General features: G+C 73.7%; 18 protein-coding genes. 7 read left to right on the forward strand and 11 right to left on the reverse strand.

Features of this window, described 5'->3' with window-relative positions; translation table 11 throughout:
• Positions 1 to 72 precede the first annotated feature (72 nt).
• The 4 genes from MUY14_RS13510 to MUY14_RS13525 all read right to left on the reverse strand — a co-directional run bounded on the left by MUY14_RS13510 (position 73) and on the right by MUY14_RS13525 (position 5412).
• Positions 73 to 1164, reverse strand: a complete 1092-nt coding sequence (locus MUY14_RS13510; RefSeq protein WP_247023333.1) for an SWIM zinc finger family protein — start codon at positions 1162 to 1164, stop codon at positions 73 to 75.
• Positions 1161 to 3635, reverse strand: coding sequence for a DEAD/DEAH box helicase (locus tag MUY14_RS13515; RefSeq protein WP_247023334.1), 2475 nt, complete (start codon positions 3633 to 3635; stop codon positions 1161 to 1163). The genes MUY14_RS13510 and MUY14_RS13515 overlap by 4 nt, the downstream gene beginning before the upstream one ends.
• A gap of 71 nt (positions 3636 to 3706) precedes the next feature.
• On the reverse strand, positions 3707 to 4489 hold the full coding sequence (locus MUY14_RS13520) for an ABC transporter permease (RefSeq protein WP_247023335.1): 783 nt from the start codon (positions 4487 to 4489) through the stop codon (positions 3707 to 3709).
• Positions 4486 to 5412: an ATP-binding cassette domain-containing protein gene (locus tag MUY14_RS13525; RefSeq protein WP_247023336.1), complete on the reverse strand. Its 927-nt coding sequence runs from the start codon at positions 5410 to 5412 to the stop codon at positions 4486 to 4488. Before MUY14_RS13525 ends, MUY14_RS13520 begins: the two co-directional genes overlap by 4 nt.
• 90 nt (positions 5413 to 5502) lie before the next feature.
• Here MUY14_RS13525 and MUY14_RS13530 point away from each other — a divergent pair, with 90 nt between their 5' ends.
• Positions 5503 to 6270, forward strand: a complete 768-nt coding sequence (locus MUY14_RS13530; protein WP_396126797.1) for a TetR/AcrR family transcriptional regulator C-terminal domain-containing protein — start codon at positions 5503 to 5505, stop codon at positions 6268 to 6270.
• Here MUY14_RS13530 and MUY14_RS13535 read toward each other — a convergent pair.
• Positions 6253 to 7422, reverse strand: coding sequence for a cytochrome P450 (locus tag MUY14_RS13535; RefSeq protein ID WP_247023338.1), 1170 nt, complete (start codon positions 7420 to 7422; stop codon positions 6253 to 6255). The genes MUY14_RS13530 and MUY14_RS13535 overlap by 18 nt on opposite strands.
• Positions 7423 to 7508: 86 nt before the next feature.
• On the opposite strand from MUY14_RS13535, the gene MUY14_RS13540 reads away from it, so the two are divergent.
• The 5 genes from MUY14_RS13540 to MUY14_RS13560 are packed head-to-tail and all read left to right on the forward strand — an operon-like array spanning position 7509 to position 11486.
• Positions 7509 to 8579, forward strand: a complete 1071-nt coding sequence (locus MUY14_RS13540; protein WP_247023339.1) for a TetR/AcrR family transcriptional regulator — start codon at positions 7509 to 7511, stop codon at positions 8577 to 8579.
• Positions 8580 to 8598: 19 nt separating this feature from the next.
• Complete coding sequence (locus MUY14_RS13545) at positions 8599 to 9876, forward strand: RNA polymerase sigma factor (protein ID WP_247023340.1); 1278 nt, start codon at positions 8599 to 8601, stop codon at positions 9874 to 9876.
• Positions 9873 to 10664 (forward strand): alpha/beta fold hydrolase, encoded by a 792-nt coding sequence (locus MUY14_RS13550; protein ID WP_247023341.1) that lies wholly within the window; start codon positions 9873 to 9875, stop codon positions 10662 to 10664. The genes MUY14_RS13545 and MUY14_RS13550 overlap by 4 nt, the downstream gene beginning before the upstream one ends.
• Before the next feature lies 1 nt (position 10665).
• The gene (locus MUY14_RS13555) at positions 10666 to 11001 is read left to right on the forward strand and encodes a YciI family protein (RefSeq protein WP_247023342.1); all 336 of its coding nucleotides are present in this window, start codon (positions 10666 to 10668) and stop codon (positions 10999 to 11001) included.
• Positions 11001 to 11486 carry a GyrI-like domain-containing protein gene (locus tag MUY14_RS13560; RefSeq protein WP_247023343.1) on the forward strand — a complete coding sequence of 162 codons (486 nt, stop codon included), beginning with the start codon at positions 11001 to 11003 and terminating at the stop codon, positions 11484 to 11486. The genes MUY14_RS13555 and MUY14_RS13560 overlap by 1 nt, the downstream gene beginning before the upstream one ends.
• Here MUY14_RS13560 and MUY14_RS13565 read toward each other — a convergent pair whose 3' ends face one another.
• Positions 11487 to 11936, reverse strand: coding sequence for a DUF1772 domain-containing protein (locus tag MUY14_RS13565; protein ID WP_247023344.1), 450 nt, complete (start codon positions 11934 to 11936; stop codon positions 11487 to 11489). It lies immediately after the preceding gene.
• A gap of 17 nt (positions 11937 to 11953) precedes the next feature.
• Positions 11954 to 12775, reverse strand: coding sequence for an NmrA family transcriptional regulator (locus MUY14_RS13570; protein ID WP_247023345.1), 822 nt, complete (start codon positions 12773 to 12775; stop codon positions 11954 to 11956).
• Positions 12776 to 12857: 82 nt separating this feature from the next.
• Between MUY14_RS13570 and MUY14_RS13575 the strand changes: the two genes are divergently transcribed.
• Positions 12858 to 13802: an AraC family transcriptional regulator gene (locus tag MUY14_RS13575; protein WP_247023346.1), complete on the forward strand. Its 945-nt coding sequence runs from the start codon at positions 12858 to 12860 to the stop codon at positions 13800 to 13802.
• Here the strand turns inward: MUY14_RS13575 and MUY14_RS13580 are convergent.
• The 4 genes from MUY14_RS13580 to MUY14_RS13595 are packed head-to-tail and all read right to left on the reverse strand — an operon-like array spanning position 13762 to position 16027.
• Positions 13762 to 14193 carry a nuclear transport factor 2 family protein gene (locus MUY14_RS13580; RefSeq protein WP_247023347.1) on the reverse strand — a complete coding sequence of 144 codons (432 nt, stop codon included), beginning with the start codon at positions 14191 to 14193 and terminating at the stop codon, positions 13762 to 13764. The genes MUY14_RS13575 and MUY14_RS13580 overlap by 41 nt on opposite strands.
• Complete coding sequence (locus MUY14_RS13585; RefSeq protein WP_247023348.1) at positions 14190 to 14621, reverse strand: SRPBCC domain-containing protein; 432 nt, start codon at positions 14619 to 14621, stop codon at positions 14190 to 14192. Before MUY14_RS13585 ends, MUY14_RS13580 begins: the two co-directional genes overlap by 4 nt.
• Positions 14618 to 14965 carry a helix-turn-helix transcriptional regulator gene (locus tag MUY14_RS13590; protein ID WP_247023349.1) on the reverse strand — a complete coding sequence of 116 codons (348 nt, stop codon included), beginning with the start codon at positions 14963 to 14965 and terminating at the stop codon, positions 14618 to 14620. Before MUY14_RS13590 ends, MUY14_RS13585 begins: the two co-directional genes overlap by 4 nt.
• Before the next feature lie 9 nt (positions 14966 to 14974).
• Positions 14975 to 16027: a hypothetical protein gene (locus MUY14_RS13595; RefSeq protein WP_247023350.1), complete on the reverse strand. Its 1053-nt coding sequence runs from the start codon at positions 16025 to 16027 to the stop codon at positions 14975 to 14977.
• Positions 16028 to 16137 lie beyond the last annotated feature (110 nt).

Below are 16137 nucleotides of genomic sequence, written 5' to 3' on the forward strand. Positions count from 1 at the left end.
CCCGGCGGTACGCCGCCGTTGCCGGACAGGAGGCAGCTGCCCGTGCGCTGGATACCGCGAATTTCGTGGATTTCAGCCCGTGAGCAATCCCGGATCCGGCTCCGGCGGGCCCGAGGGCCACCAGGTGTCGCCGTCGAGGCGGTACGGGTGCCACCGGCCGCGGCGGTCCAGCCGCAGCTGGAGCGCGCCGATCGTGCAGTGGTTGCGCTCGAACACCGGGGCCTCGTCGGCGAGTGCGGCCCGCGCGGCCGCCAGCACCGGCTTCGGCGGGGTCCACGCCGAGTCCAGGACCTCCAGCCCGTCCCGGCCGCCGAAGGTCCACGCCGCGACCGCCCGGTCGAACTCTTCACCCGTGCCCAGCCGCTCCGCCACGGCGGGGAACTCCGCCGCCAGCCGCACCGCGTCGGGGCGCCGTCCCGGCCACGGCTCGCCCGCCAGCACCGCCCGGGCCTGCGCCGAAGCGTTGGCCGCCAGCAGCGCGAACACCTCCGCGGGCACCCCCGGCGCCGCCGGGATCGACGGCGACCCCGAGGGCCGGAACGCGTCCAGCTCCGGCAGCGGCCCCGGTGTCCGGTCCGCCGCGGCGACCGCGGACACCACCGGCGCCAGCCGGCTCTCCAGCTCCTCCCGGATCTCCCGCTCACCCCGCCCGCGCATCAGCAGCAGCACGAACGGGTCCGCGTCCAGCAGCCACGACGCCTGGAACGACAACGCCGCCGCGTGCCGGCACGGCAGTTCCCAGCCCGGGCAGTCGCACTCCGGGTCGAGGTCGCCGATCACCGGCAGCAGGTGCACGCCGGCGTCGTCGGCCGCCTCGACCAGGTCGTGCGGCATGTCCCGGTCCAGCAGCGCCGCCAGGTGCCCCGCTCGCGAGGCGACCCGGTCGAAGAACCGCGTCCAGTCGACGTCGGACAGCTCGGCCAGCCGCAGCTCCGTGCGGTACGGGCCGCCGTCGGCGTCGTCGACCACCGCCGCGATCCGGCCCGGGCTCACCGTGATCGGCCCGACCAGCCCGGCCGCGGCGTACCGGCGGCCCTTCTTCAGCTGCCGCAGGTCCAGCGCGGTGTCCTCCATCGCGCGCACCCACGCCCGTCCCCACCACGAACGGGCGAGGTGCCCGGCCGCCCCGAACGCGGGAAACCCGCGCACCCGGTCGTCGGTCATCCGCGGCTCCTCAGTTCGACGAGCTCCGCGAGCTCGGTGTCCGACAGTTCCGTCAACGCCGCCTCGCCACCGGCCAGCACCGCGTCCGCCAGCGCCCGCTTCTCCCGCAGCATCGCCGCGATCCGGTCCTCGACCGTGCCCTCGGCGACGAGCCGGTGCACCTGCACCGGTTTCGTCTGCCCGATCCGGTACGCCCGGTCGGTCGCCTGGTCCTCCACCGCCGGGTTCCACCAGCGGTCGAAGTGCACGACGTGGTCGGCGCGGGTCAGGTTCAGCCCCGTCCCGGCCGCCTTCAGCGACAGCAGGAACACCGGCACCGCACCCTCCTGGAACCGCGCCACCAGCTCCTCGCGCCGGGGCACCGGCGTGCCGCCGTGCAGCAGCTGCGTCGCGATCCCGCGCCCGGCCAGGTGCTTCTCCAGCAGCCGCGCCATGGCGACGTACTGGGTGAACACCAGCACCGCGCCCCCTTCGGCGAGGATCGTGTCCAGCAGCTCGTCGAGCAGCTCCACCTTGCCCGAGCGGCCACCCGGCTCCTTGAGGTACTGCGCCGGGTGGTTGCAGATCTGCTTGAGCGCGGTCAGCAGCTTCACGATCCGCCCGCGCCGCGCCATCCCGTCGCTGGCGGCGATGTCGGCCATCAGCTCCCGCACGACCGCCTCGTACAACGCCACCTGGTCGGGGCTCAGCGCCACCGGCCGGTCGGTCTCGGTCTTCGGCGGCAGCTCGGGCGCGATCCCGGGATCGGACTTGCGCCGCCGCAGCAGGAACGGCCGCAGCAACCGCGAAAGCCGCTCGGCCGCCGCCGGGTCCCCGGCCTCGATCGGCTTCGCCCAGCGCTCCCGGAACTCCGCCAGCGACCCCAGCAGCCCCGGTGCCGACCAGTCCAGGATCGCCCACAGCTCCGAGAGCGTGTTCTCCACCGGCGTGCCGGTCAGCGCCACCCGCGCCGCCGCCGGCACCAGCCGCAACGCCTTCGCCGTGCCCGAACGGTGGTTCTTCACGTGCTGGGCCTCGTCGGCGACCAGCAGCCCCCACCGCACCCCGGCCAGCGGCGCCGGATCGGTGCGCAGCGTGCCGTAGGTCGTCAGCACGAACCCGTCGAGCTCCTCGAGCGAGCGGGCGCTGCCGTGGAAGCGCCGCACCGGCACCCCGGGCGCGAACCGGCGGATTTCGCGTTCCCAGTTGCCCAGCAGCGACGCCGGGCACACCACCAACGTCGGCCCCGAAGCGCGGTGCAGGTGCAGCGCGATCAGCGTGACCGTCTTGCCCAGGCCCATGTCGTCGGCCAGGCACCCGCCGAGACCCAGCCCGGTGACGGTGGCCAGCCACTGCAGCCCGCGCAGCTGGTAGTCCCGCAGCTGGGCAGCGAGCCCGGCCGGGGGCACCTCGGGTTCCGGTGGCGCGGACAGCCGTTCCCGCAGCCGCGCCAGCCAGCCCTCGGTGACGACCTCGACCACTTCGCCGTCGACCTCGGTGGTGCCGGTCAGCACCGCACCGAGCGCGTCGACCGGGGTCAGCGGCTTCAGCACCCGCTCCCGCGCCTTCGCCGCCAGCGCCGGATCGACCAGCACCCACCGGTCACGCAGCCGCACCACCGCCCGGCGCGCCTCGGCGAGCTCGTCCAGCTCCGCCTCGGTCAGCACCTCCCCGCCCAACGCGAGCTGCCAGTCGAACTCCAGCGCGCGCCCGCCGCCGAAGAACGACGGCAGGTCGCCCGGTACGTCACCGGAGCGGACCACGGCTCGCGCGGTCAGCGCTCCGGCGAGCTCGGCCGGCCAGTGCACCTCGATGCCGGCGGCCGCCAGCCGCGGGGCCGCGGCCGCGACCAGCTCGGTCACCTCGTCTTCGCCCAGCGCCAGCTCGTCCGGCACCGCCGAGGTCAGCAGCGGGCTCAGCGCCGGCCAGACCTGCGCACCCCGCCGCAACGCCAGCACGACGTCGATGCGCGCCCGCGGCCCGAACCGGCCGGCCTCCCACAGCTCCGCCGCGTCGGCGAGCTGCCCGGGCTCGGCCAGGCTGTGCACCTGCACCACCGCGCGGTAGCGCCCGGCGTCGAACCCGCCGGGTGCCTCGATCCGCAGCGAGACGCGGATGCCGGAGTCCAGGCCCGCGGCCAGCTCGTCGGCCCAGTCGCGCAGCGGCTCGGCCCGCTGCGGGGCGACCGCGGCGAACAACCTCGTCCCGGCCGCCTTCGCCGCGGCGGGCGTGCGGGGCAGCGTGTCGGCGACGGCGTCGAGGAAGGCCCGCAGCAGCGGCTCCGGAGCGCGTTCGTCCGGCGGCATCGCGGCCGCGAGGTCGCGCAGCCACGCGGCTTCGGCCGGTTCCAGCGGGCCGACGCGCCAGGCGTCGTACCCGCCCGCGGTCACCCCAGGCAGCAGCCGTCCCGCGGCGACCAGCCGCAGCGCCGCCGTCGCCGCGGTCGCCCAGAACCCGCCCGGCTCGCCCAGCAGTTCCCCGAGTCCGTCCACCACCGACAGCTCACGGCCGTCCAGGACGAGCCGTCCGGCCCGCGGTGGTTCCCCCGGTGTGAAGTCGACGTTCAGTTCCCCAGCCTCTCGTATCGGCGCACGGACAGCGGCACGAAGACCGCGAGCAGCACCAGCGGCCAGACGAGCGCCATCAGCACCGGGTGCGCGCTCACCCAGGACGTCCCGGCCGCGCCGGGGTTGCCGAACAGCACCCGCGCGGCGGTCACCGTCGAGGACAACGGGTTCCACTCCGCCACGGTTCCCAGCCACGCCGGCATCGTCGCCGTCGCCACGAACGCGCTGGAGAGGAACCCGAACGGGAACTCCAGGGTCTGCGCGAGCGTCACCATCGACGGGTCCGACGTCAGCAGCCCCAGGTAGATCCCCGCCCACACCAGCGCCGTCCGCAGCAGGAGCAGCAACCCGACCGCGGCCAGCGTCTCGCCGAGCGAGCCGTGCGGGCGCCAGCCCACGGCGAACCCGCAGCCCAGCAGCACCACCAGCGCCAGCACCGCGTTCGCCAGGTCCGCGGCCACCCGCCCGGTGAGCACCGCCGACGGCGACATCGGCAGCGACCGGAACCGGTCGGTGACCCCCTTGGCCGCGTCGTCCAAGACCGCGATCATCGTCCCGGACAACCCGAAGGCCATCGTCATCGCGAACATCCCCGGCATCAGGAACTCCCGGTAGGAGCCGCCGCCGGGCACGCTCATCCCGCCGCCGAGCAGGTAGGCGAAGATCAGCACCATCAGGATCGGGAACGCCACCACGGTGGCCAGCCGGGCCGGGCGCCGCGCCAGCTGCGCCAGGTAGCGCTGGGTCAGCGTCCAGCCGTCGGCCAGTGCCCACCTCATCGCGCCACCCCCGTCAGCTCCAAGAACACCTCGTCGAGCGTCGGGTGCCGCAGCGCCACGTCGGCGAACGCCAGCTCCGACGCCGCCAGCTCCCGCACGACGCCGGTCAGCATCGACGGCTCGGCCGGCGCGCTCACCCGCAGCTCCTCGGTGACCGGTTCGGCGCCGGTGACCCGGGCCAGCAGCGCCGCCGCCGGGCCGAGCGCGGCCGGATCGGTCACCGCCAGCTCGATCCGCGTCGCCCCCAGCGAGCCCTTCAGCTCCGCCGGTGTCCCTTCGGCGACGACGCGCCCGTGTTCGACCAGCGAGATCCGGTCGGCCAGCTGGTCGGCCTCCTCCAGGTACTGGGTCGTGAGCAGCACGGTCGTGCCATCGGCGACCAGCGAGCGCACCGCCCGCCAGACCTCGAGGCGGCTGCGCGGGTCCAGCCCGGTCGTCGGCTCGTCGAGGAACAGCACCCGCGGTGCCGCCAGCAGCGAAGCGGCCAGGTCGAGACGGCGGCGCATCCCGCCCGAGTAGGCCGACACCGGCTTCGGCCCGGTCTCGGCGAGACCGAAGCGCTCCAGCAGGTCGTCGGCCCGGCGGGCGGCTTCGCGGCGGCCCAGGTGGTGCAGCCGGCCGAACAGCACGAGGTTCTGCCGCCCGGACAGGATTTCGTCGACCGCGGCCTGCTGGCCGACCAGCCCGATCATCGACCGCACCTTCGCCGGTTCGGTGGCGACGTCGAAGCCGGCGATCCGGGCGACGCCGCCGTCGTGGCGCAACAGCGTGGACAGCACGCGCACCGCTGTCGTCTTGCCCGCGCCGTTCGGCCCCAGCAGGCCGCACAGGGTGCCCGCCGGAACGGACAGATCGAACCCGTCGAGGGCGTACGCGTCGCCGTAGCGCTTGCGGAGCCCCTCGGCATGGATCTGCGAAGTCATTCTCCCCCTCTTACTCTGTACGTTGTACGAAGATCGAGGTTAGCACAACTCCGTACAAAGTACGAAGAACGGGTGGGCACAATGACCGGCATGAGCACGGAGGACACCGACGAAGGCGACCCGCGCAGGGCGATCGAGCTGCTCTGGGGCGTCTCGGAGCGCCCGCGCCGCGGCCCGAAACCGAAGCTGACCACCCTCGACGTCGTCCGCGCGGCCGTGTCGCTGGCCGACGCCGACGACATCGAGGCGGTCACCATCCGCCGGGTCGCCGAGCTCCTGGGCGTCTCCGCCATGTCGCTCTACACCTACGTACCCGGCCGCGCCGAGCTGGTCGACCTGATGATCGATCACGTCCACGGCGAGCTCGACGCCCCCGAGCCGGGCCTGGTCTGGCGTGCGGCGCTGACCGCCGTCGCCGAAGCGCAGTGGCAGCTCTTCCACCGCCACCCGTGGCTGCTGCAGGTCACCACCAGCCGCTCGCCACTCGGCCCGCACAGCTTCGCCAAGTACGAAAACGAGCTGCGCGCGGTCGAGGGCATCGGCCTCGACGACGTCGAGATGGACGCCGTGGTCAGCCTGATCACCGGGCTCGTCCGGACCACCGCGCGCAGCTCGGTCGACAACGCCCGGCTGGTCCGCACGACCGGCCTGACCGACGCGCAGTGGTGGGAGCGCGCCGCGCCGGTGCTGGCCGGCATCCCGACCGCCGGCGCGGCGCACCACCCGATCTCCTCCCGGGTCGGCACGGCCGCGGGCGAAGCCCACAACGCCGCGGAGAACCCGGGCTACACCTTCCGCTTCGGCCTCGCCCGCCTCCTGGACGGCATCGAAGCGCTCGTCTCAGAGCGCCAGCAGTAGCCGCGCGGGCCGCCAGGTCCCGCCGTCGGGCGCGCGCGGCACGTCACCGGCCAGGGCCAGGTCCGGGAAGCGCGCGAAGAGCAGCGACAGCGCCACCTCGGTCTCCACCCGCGCGATCGACGCGCCCAGGCAAAAGTGCGGGCCGTGCGAGAACCCCAGCTGGGCCGGGCCGGTGCGGGTGACGTCCAGGCGATCGGCGCCGTCGAAGACCCGCGGATCGCGGTCGGCGGCCACCATCGCCGCGGTCACCCGCTCACCCGCGCGGATGAGCTCGCCGTCGATCTCGACGTCCTCACACGCGAATCTCGGCGTGGTCAGCAGCTGCGGGCTGCAGAAACGCATCAGCTCCTCGACCGCCCCCGGCCACCGTCCGGGCTCCGCGCGCAGCAGGTCCAGCTGATCCGGGTGCCGCAGCAGCGCCTCGACGGCGTTGGCGATCAGGTTCACCGGGGTCTGCCCGGCCAGCACCAGGTGCCAGACCAGGGTGACCAGCTCGGTGTCGGTGAGCCGGTCGTCGTCTTGGGCGCGCACGAGATCGCCGATGAGGTCGTCGCCCGGGTGAGCCCGGCTGCGCGCCACGGCTTCCTTCGCGCCTTCGATGATCGCCGGGATGGCCGTGGCGAAGTCCGGTCCGACTCCGCTCGCGACCGCGGCGCCGTACTCGCGCCAGCGCGGGCGGTCGGCCTCCGGGATGCCGGTCAGCTCGCAGATGACGTCCATCGGCAGCGGCCGCGCGAAGTGCGCCACCAGGTCCACGACGCCGTCCTCGGCTTGCGCGGGCAGGGCGTCGAGCAGCCCCTGGGTGACGGCGGCCAGGCGCGGCCTCAGCTGAGCGGCGCGCTTCGGGGTGAACGCCGGGGCGACCAGCCGCCGCAGCCGCAGGTGCTCGGGGCCGTCCTGCTCGGCCATGGTCCTCATGTACGCGAGGCAGTGCTCGGGGATGCCGGGCGGGCGCATGAAGCTCTCGGCCCGGACCTCGAAGCGCGGATCGGCCAGCATCGCGCGGGCTTCGGCGTAGCGGGTCAGCGCCCAGAACGGGCCGAACCCGGGGATGACCAGCTTGGCCACCGCGCTCACTTCGCGCGCCTGGTCGTAGGCGGTGAACGGGTCGGTGAGCACCGCGAGGTCCGTGAGATCGATTTCGGGGGTCATCCACCACTCCAGATGTTCAAAACAGATGTTCTTATCATCTCAGTGGTCACGGTATCTTGATCCGCGACGCCGCGGCAAGGAGGACGATGGTCAGGCTCAGCAGGGCGGAAACCCAGGAACGCAACCGCGCCAGGGTGCTGGCCGCCGCCCGGGACGAGTTCGCCCACCGCGGCTTCCGCGACGCCAAGATCGACGTCATCGCCGAACGCGCCGAGCTCACCCGCGGCGCGGTCTACTCCAACTTCCCCGGCAAGCGCGCCCTGTACTTCGCCGTCCTGGCCGACCTCGCCGAACGCGCACCCCGCCCCGCCACCCCGCCCGCGGACCCGAGCGCACCCGACGTCCTGGCCGCGTTCGCCCGCGCCTGGGTCGCCCGCCTGCCCCTGGCCACCGACAGCGAGGGCGAAGACGCCCGCCTCGCCCGCGACCTGCTGCCCGAAGTCCTCGCCGACGAGCACACCCGGCGGCCGTTCGCGCAGCTCATGCGCGTGAACGCCATCCTGCTCGGGCTCGCCCTCGAACGCGCACGCCCGGGACGGCGGCTCGTGCGGGTCGCCGAAGCCGCCCTCACCACGCTGCACGGCGCGAGCCAGCTCGCGGCCGCCGCACCCGGCTTCGGCGAGCCGTTCCACATCGTCACCGCCTGCGCCGCGCTGCTCGACCTCGGCCTGCGCGACGACTGGCCGGCGGAACCGCCGATCACCACCCAGGCCCGCCCCGCCGACGACCCCTGGCAGCCGCCGCCGGCCGTGGACCTCCTCACCGGGGAGGCGAGCAAGCCCGGCGACGGCGTCGTCACCGTCCTCGGCCTGCACCGTGCCGCGGCCTTCGAAGAAGCCGTCCGCACCGGCGCCGACGTCACCGCCGTGCTCGTCACCAGCGACCCCGGCGAACTCGCGGCACTGGCCCGCCTCGCCGTCGCCGACCTGCGCGGCTGCCTCGACCAGGCGATCACCCCGCCCGCCCGTCCCCGGCTGCGGCTCGTCTGCGACGCGAGCGGGGACCTGGCGGCGGCCGCCGGCGTCACCGCGGTCAGCGACGCCACCGAAGCGGCCGTCCGCGTCGAAGGCAGCCGGATCGTCGCCCGCGCCGAAGGGTTCGGCGCCTGCCACGCGGCCGCTGTCGGTCCCGGCCCGGCCCGTTCGTCGGGCAGGTGAACCGGCGGGAGGAGCAGAAGTGGACGTCGAGACCGCGGTCGCCGCAGCGTTCCGTGAAGAGTGGGGCCAGGTCGTGGCCACGCTCATCCGCGTCACCGGCGACTGGGACCTGGCCGAGGAGTGCGCCCAGGAGGCGTTCGCCCTCGCCCTGCGCACCTGGCCCCGCGACGGCGTCCCGAAACGGCCCGGCGCCTGGCTGACCACCGCCGCCCGCAACCGCGCCACCGACCGGCTCCGCCGCGCCGCCGTCGGCGCCGCCAAGCTCGAGGAGGCCGGCCGCGTGCACGTCCCCGAAAACACCGCAGCCCCCGACGACGAAAGCGGCGTCACCGACGACCGGCTGCGGCTCATCTTCACCTGCTGCCACCCCGCGCTGGCCACCGAAGCACAGGTCGCGCTCGCGCTGCGCACCCTCGCCGGCCTGTCCACCGCAGAGATCGCCCGCGCCTTCCTCGTCCCGGAAGCGACCATGTCGCAACGGCTCGTGCGGGTGAAGCGCAAGATCCGCCACGCCCGCATCCCCTACCGCGTCCCGCCCGCGCACCTGCTGCCCGAACGCACCAACGCCGTGCTCGGCGTGCTGTACCTGACGTTCAACGAGGGCTACTCCGCCAGCGCCGGACCCGACCTGCAACGCCCAGACCTCGCCGCCGAAGCCGTCCGGCTCGCCCGCGTCCTCGCCGGGCTGATGCCCGACGAACCCGAAGCCCTCGGCCTGCTCGCACTGCTGCTGCTCCAGCACGCCCGCCGCGCCACCCGCGTCGGCGCCGGCGGCGAGCTCGTCCCCCTCGAAGAGCAGGACCGCACCCGCTGGGACACCGAGGCGATCACCGAAGGCACGCAGCTCCTCGAGACCGCGCTGCGCCGCCGCCGGCCCGGGCCGTACCAGGTCCAGGCCGCCATCGCCGCCTGCCACGCCACCGCCGCCCGCGCCGCCGACACCGACTGGCCCCAGATCGCCGGCCTCTACGGCGAGCTGCGCAAGTTCGTCCCCAGCGCCGTCGTCGAGCTCAACCGGGCCATCGCGGTCGGCATGGCCGAGGGCCCCGCGACCGGTCTCGCCCTGCTCGACGAACTGGACCTGGGCGGCTACCACCTGCTGCCCGCCACCCGCGCCGACTTCCTGCGCCGGCTCGGCCGCCGCGAAGAAGCCGTGCGGAGTTACACCGCCGCCCGCGAGCTGGCGCCCACCGACGCCGAGCGCGCGTACCTCACGCGAAGAATTTCGGAGACGCTGTCCATCCGGGGCGATCCCGTTCGTCGGGAGGACGAACCCCGACCGGAGGAGACCCCATGACCACCCTCGACGTTCCCGGCGCCACCCTCACCTACGACGTCACCGGCAGCGGCCCCGTCCTGCTGCTCGTGCCCGGCGGCGCGGCCGACTCCACCGTGTTCGCCCCGATCCGGCCGCTCCTGGCCGAGGACCACACCGTCGTCACCTACGACCCCCGCGGCATCTCCCGCAGCCCGCTGCACGGCGAGCCGGGGCCCGACACCATCCGCGAACACGCCGACGACGTGCACCGCCTGCTGACCGAACTCGGCCCGGCCGACGTCTTCGCCAGCAGCGGCGGCGCCATCACGCTGCTCGAGCACGTCGTGCGCCACCCCGGCCAGGTCCGCACCGTCGTGCTGCACGAACCGCCGGTCACGCGGTACCTCGGCCCCGACGTCCTCGACGGCCCGGACATCCCGGCGATCTACCGCGAACACGGCATCGGCGCCGCCATCGCCGCGTTCATGGAGATGGCCGGGTTCGACATCGCCCCGCCCACCGACCCCACACCCGGAGAACTCGCCCACATGAAGGTGATGGAAGGCAACTTCGCCTACTTCTTCGGGCACCTGATGGCCGCCATCGGCGCCTACGAGCCCGACCTCGACGCGCTGCGGGCGACGTCCGCGCGGCTGGTCGTCGGCGTCGGGGAGAAGTCCGCCGGCCTGCCCGCCCACGAAGCGGGCCTGGGCCTGGCCACCGACCTCGGGCTGACCGCCGAACCGTTCCCCGGCGACCACGGCGGCTTCGAAGCCGAGCCGGCCGCCTTCGCCGCGCGCCTGCGCGGCGTGCTGGAAGGATGCTGACATGCGGTACCTGCTGATGATCGCCGGCGACGAGAGCGCCGAGGAGCACCAGGACGACGGCTGCGGCGGCTGGGGTGAGGACCTCGAACGCCGCGGCAAGATCCACGGCGGCGGTGGCCTGCGCCCGCCGTCGGAAGCCACGACCATCCGGGTCCGCGACGGCGAAGTCCTGCTCACCGACGGGCCGTTCGCCGAGGCCAAGGAACAGATCGGCGGCTTCGTCGTCATCGAGTGCGACGACCTCGACGAAGCCCTCGAAATCGCGGCCAAGCACCCGGCCGCCACCTACGGCAGCATCGAGGTCCGCCCGATGCTCGGACCGGCGGACTTCGCCTGATGCCCACGATCGTCCAGCGCCCGGCCCAGCGCTACGTCGCCGAGCGCGCCACCGTCGCCATCCCGGAGTTCCCGCGCATCGCCGACCGGCTGCCGCCGCTGATCGGCGGCCTCGCCGCCCGCGGGGTCACCTTGGCGGGAGCGCCGTTCTTCCGCTACCGCGTACTGCACCAGGGGATGCGGTTCACCGTGGAAGCCGGCGTGCCCGTCGATGGCGACGTCGAGGTGGACGACCCGGCCTTCCCCGACGAGCTCCCGGCGGGCCGGTACGTCCTCGACACCTACGTCGGCGCCCCGGACGGCCTGGCCGCCGCGACGGCGTCGGTCCTGGAGTGGGGCGCCGCCGAGGGCATCGAATGGGACCGCCGGGAAGCGGCCGACGGCGAAGAGTGGGGCTGCCGCCTGGAAGTGCTGCGCAGCAACCCCCTCGAAGTGCCGGACCCCGCGCAGTGGGTGACCGACCTGCTCTTCCGCGTCGCGGACTGATCAGCGCCGGGTGAGCACGGCCGCGACCAGGCAGCCGAAGCCGGCCGTGCTCACCACCGCGCGCACCACGTTCCAGCGCACCCACACCGCCTCGAACTGCGCCCGCACCGCCGCGTAGTCGTCACCGCCGGCGTCCAGCGCGTTGTTGAGCGGGACGTTCACCACCCCGGTGATCACCAGCATCGCCACCAGGAACACGAATCCGGCGATCACCCACGGCCGCGCACCGGTGTCGAGGAACACCGCCACGCCCGCCAGCACGGGCGCGCCCAGGAACGTCAGCAGGAACACCGGGTTCACGATCGCGACGTTGATCCCCCGCATGCCCTCGACGAACGTCTTGTCGTCGCCACGCGCCAAACCGGGCAGGACCGAGCAGGCGTAGGCGTAGAACAGCCCGGCGATCAGCCCGGCAGCGACCAGCGCGGCCACCAGCACCACAGTGGACATCGGTTTCCCCTTCTCCTTCACCGGGCCCAGACCCCGGTCGCCGCGGCATCTTCGGCGTAGGTCGCGAAGTCGGTCGCCGGGCGGCCCAGCACCCGCTCGACGTCGGTCGTCAGCGTCGAGTTGCGGCCGTCGAGCACCCGGCCGAACAGCTCGACCAGCGCACCGGCTTCCTCCTCCGGCACCCCCTGGGCGGCCGCGCCCGCGGCGAACTCCGCCGCGGAAACCGGAACATAGCGGACATCCCGCCCCGAGGCGGCCGAGATATCCGCGGCGGCGTCGGCGAAGCTCAGCAGGCGCGGCCCGGTCAGCTCGTACCGCCGCCCGGTGTGCCCGGGCTCGGTGAGCACCCGCACGGCCACGTCGGCGATGTCGCGGACGTCGACGAACGGCTCGGTCACCGAGCCCGCCGGCAGCGCGATCTCGCCGCCGCGCACCGCGTCCAGGAGGAAGTGCTCGCTGAAGTTCTGCGCGAACCAGCTGCACCGCAGGACCGTCCAGCCGGTACCGGCGTCCCGCACGATCTGCTCGCACGCCTCGGCTTCTTCCTCGCCGCGGCCGGAGAGCAGCACCAGGTGCCGCACGCCGCCGGCCACGGCCAGCTCGGCGAACGCGTGGATGTCACCGGCCGCCGCCGGCACCACGAGGTCCGGGTAGTAGGTCAGGTAGACGGCGTCGATGCCGTCCAGCACCGGCTTCCAGGTCTCGCGGTCACCCCAGTCGAACGGCGGCGCGCCGCGGCGCGAGGTGATCCGCACCGGCAGATCGCGCTCCCGCAGCCGGTCCGCGACGCGGCGCCCGGTCTTGCCGGTCCCGCCCACCACCAAGTAGTTCGTTGTCATGGCCGTGAGTCAACCGGCCCGCAGTGAGACTCTCCATAGTTCAGAGCCTCGATGGCATGTTCCAGCGTCTACACTCACGATCATGGACCCGCTCGCCGCCCTCCTCGACGGCCCCCGCGCCCACGGCGCGTTCCTGCTGCGCTCGGTCATGACCCCGCCGTGGGCGCTGCGCATCGAAGACCGGGCACCGCTGACCGTCGTGGCCGTGGTCCGCGGCGAAGCGTGGATCGTGCCCGACGCCGGCGAAGCGGTCTCGCTGGGCGAAGGCGACGTCGCGATCGCCCGCGGCCCCGACCCGTACCTGGTCGCCGACCACCCCGGTACCCCGCCGCAGGCGATCATCCTGCCCGGCCAGGAGTGCCGCACCCCCGACGGCGGGCACCTCACCGAGCTCACCGGCCTCGGTGTCCGCACCTGGGGCCACGGCACCGACGGCCCGGTCGTGCTGCTCACCGGGACGTACACGATGGAAGGCGAGCTGAGCAAACGGCTCCTGGCGGCACTGCCCGCCCTGATCGTGCTGCGCGCGGCCGACTGGCCGACCCCGCTGGTGGCGCTGCTCGCCGCGGAGATCGGGCGGGACGTACCGGGCCAGGAAGCCGTCCTCGACCGGCTGCTCGACCTGCTGCTGATCGCGGCGCTGCGAGCCTGGTTCGACCGGCCGGACACCGCGGCACCGGCCTGGTACCGCGCCCACGACGACCCGGTCGTCGGCCAGGCGCTGCGGCTGCTGCAGCACCAGCCCGCCGAGCCGTGGACGGTCGCCGAACTCGCCTCGGCCACCGGCATTTCCCGCGCGGCGCTGGCCCGCCGCTTCGCCGTGGCGGTCGGCGAGACCCCGATGGCCTACCTGACCGGCTGGCGCCTCGCACTGGCCGCGGACCTGCTGCGCCAGCACCGGGAAACCACGATCGGCTCGGTCGCCCGCCAGGTGGGGTACGGCAGCGCGTTCGCTCTCAGCACGGCCTTCAAGCGCGAGTTCGGGGTCAGCCCGCAGCAGTACCGGACGCGGGAACCAGCGTCGTGAGCGCGGCTCCGGTGGCGGCGTCGAACGGCACCGAACTGTGCTCGTGCACGATCTTCCAGCCGTCGTCACCCCGCCGGAAACCGACGGTGGAGCGCACCCACATCGACACCTCGGTGCCGTCGGTCATGGTGCCCTCGACCTGGTAGAGGTAGTGCGCGAACCCGACATCGCCGCCGGTGACCACCTCGAGGTCCCGGATCTTCATCCCGATTTCCGTGCGGTAGGCGCCGAACCACTGCGCCAGCCGGGCCCGCTCGGCGTCGCGCCCCCGGTCCCGCAACGCACCGACCGCGTCGAACAGCGTGACGTCCTCGGCGTACTGCGCGACGAGGGCCTCGACGTCCTTCGCCGCCACCGCCGCGACCCGGGCTTCGATCAGCGCGGCGGTCACTTCAGCGCCTCGCCGAGGCGGTCCAGCCAGTCGCCCGTGCCCTGCTCGCGCCACTGCGGCTCCTCGGCGCCGTCGAGGAAGGTGCCTTGCTCGGTCAGGACCAGCCGGGTGCCGTCGCCGTCGGCTTCGAGCTCGACCGTGGTGATCGAGACCGTGGCGAGCACCTCGTCGCCGCTCAGCGTCGTGGCGTAGACGATCCGCCGGTCCGGCACGATGTCGTGGTACGTCGAGGTGACGCTCAGCTTGGCGTCGTCCGGCCCGGTCGCGCCGACGGTTTCCGTGCCGCCGACCCGGAAGTCCAGGGTGTGGGTGCCGGCGGGGACGAACCAGCGGGCCTTCGCGGCCGGGTCCGCCCACGCGGCGAACACCCGCTCCGGGGGTACGGGGTAGCTGCGTTCGAGGGTGAAGGTGGCGTGCTTGACGGTCATGACGTGCTCCCTTCCGAGGTCTCCGGCCCGGCGAGGAAGCCGCCGAGCCGGTCGAGCCTGCCCTCCCACGTGGTGCGCTGCCGTCCCAGCCAGTGCTCGCCGGCGCGCAGCACCTCCGGTTCGATCCGGCAGGTGCGCACGCGGCCGACCTTCTCCGACCGCACGATCCCGGCGGTTTCCAGCACCTGGAGGTGCTGCACCACCGCGGGCAGCGACATGGTCAGCGGCTCGGCGAGCTCGCTGACCGACGCCGGCCCGCGCACGAGCCGCTCCACCAGCGCCCGCCGCGTCCGGTCGCCCAGGGCGCGGAACACCAGGTCCAGCGACTCCTCATGGTTAAGCATCTACTTAAGTTAGGCTCGCTCGGCCGATTGGTCAAGTAACTGCTTAAGTGTTTCGGGGAGCTCCGGCGTCTCTCGCACAACAGTGAGCACCCGGGCCAGTTCACGCTCGGCCGCGTCGCCCCGGGCCAGCGCCGTGCGCAGTTCGGCGCCGAGGTTCGTGGTGGTCTCGTGCATCGACCGGACGGTCTGCTCGTGCGCGGCCTGCGCCTCGGCGAGCCGCTGGTCGAACCCGGCCCGCAGGCGTTCGGCGTCGACGCGGGCCCGCTCCTCCTGCGCGGCGACCGTCTTGACGTGGTCTTCGCGCACGGCGTCGAGGCGCGCCTGAACGGCGTCCGCGCGGCTTTCGGCTGCCTCGGTCCGCGCCTCGGCGACCTGGCTACGACCCCGTTCCTCGTCGACGGCGGTCCGGGCGGCGGCCAGTTCGGCGGTCAGCGTGGCGATCGCGGCAGCACGCTCGCCGGCCAGCGCCGCGGAGGCGTCGGCACGATCGGCGACCCGGGCGAGTTCGTCCCGGACCGCGGCCAGCTGCCCCTCGGCCCGCTGCTGCTCCTGCACGGCGGCGCGCCGGGCCGCCCGCTCCTCGTCCCGCTCCCGCAGCGCGGCGGTCTTCTCCTTCTCGGCCGCGGCCGCCGCTTCGACGGCCGCTTCGGCCTCGTCCCGGTCTTGAGCGGCGGCGGCTTCGGCGCGGCCGCGCTGCAGGCGGTGTTCGTCGGCTTCGGCCAGCGCCGCATCCCGTTCGGAGAGGGCGGCGGCGGTCGTCGCCTCGAGCTGGTGGCGCAGCGTCGTGAGCGTCTCCACGAGCCCGCGAGCGGGTTCGAGTACCCGGTCGACCTGCCCGGCGAGGGCGGTGACGGCGGTGTCGTCGAGTTCGGTGTCGCTCTCCCGCAGCGACTCGGCGTCGGCCAGCACGGCTTCGGCGTCCCGGCAGTTGAGGTTCCGCCGCCCCCAGGTCTTCCCGTCCTGACAGAACCGGGCTCGGCTTCCCCGCCCCACCGCGGGCGGCAGCGGCGCCCCGCACCGCCGGTACTCGCAAACCCGGATCTGACCAGCGTCTTCCGTCATGATCAGAACCCTATCAAAGCTTCTGGTTAGAACTAGAAGCAACTGTTCAAAATCAGAAGATATCTGGACACTTGTTTGAGTTTGGATAAGGTCACATATCCCAACCCAGA

It is taken from the genome of Amycolatopsis sp. FBCC-B4732, from assembly GCF_023008405.1.
GTDB lineage: Bacteria > Actinomycetota > Actinomycetes > Mycobacteriales > Pseudonocardiaceae > Amycolatopsis > Amycolatopsis pretoriensis_A.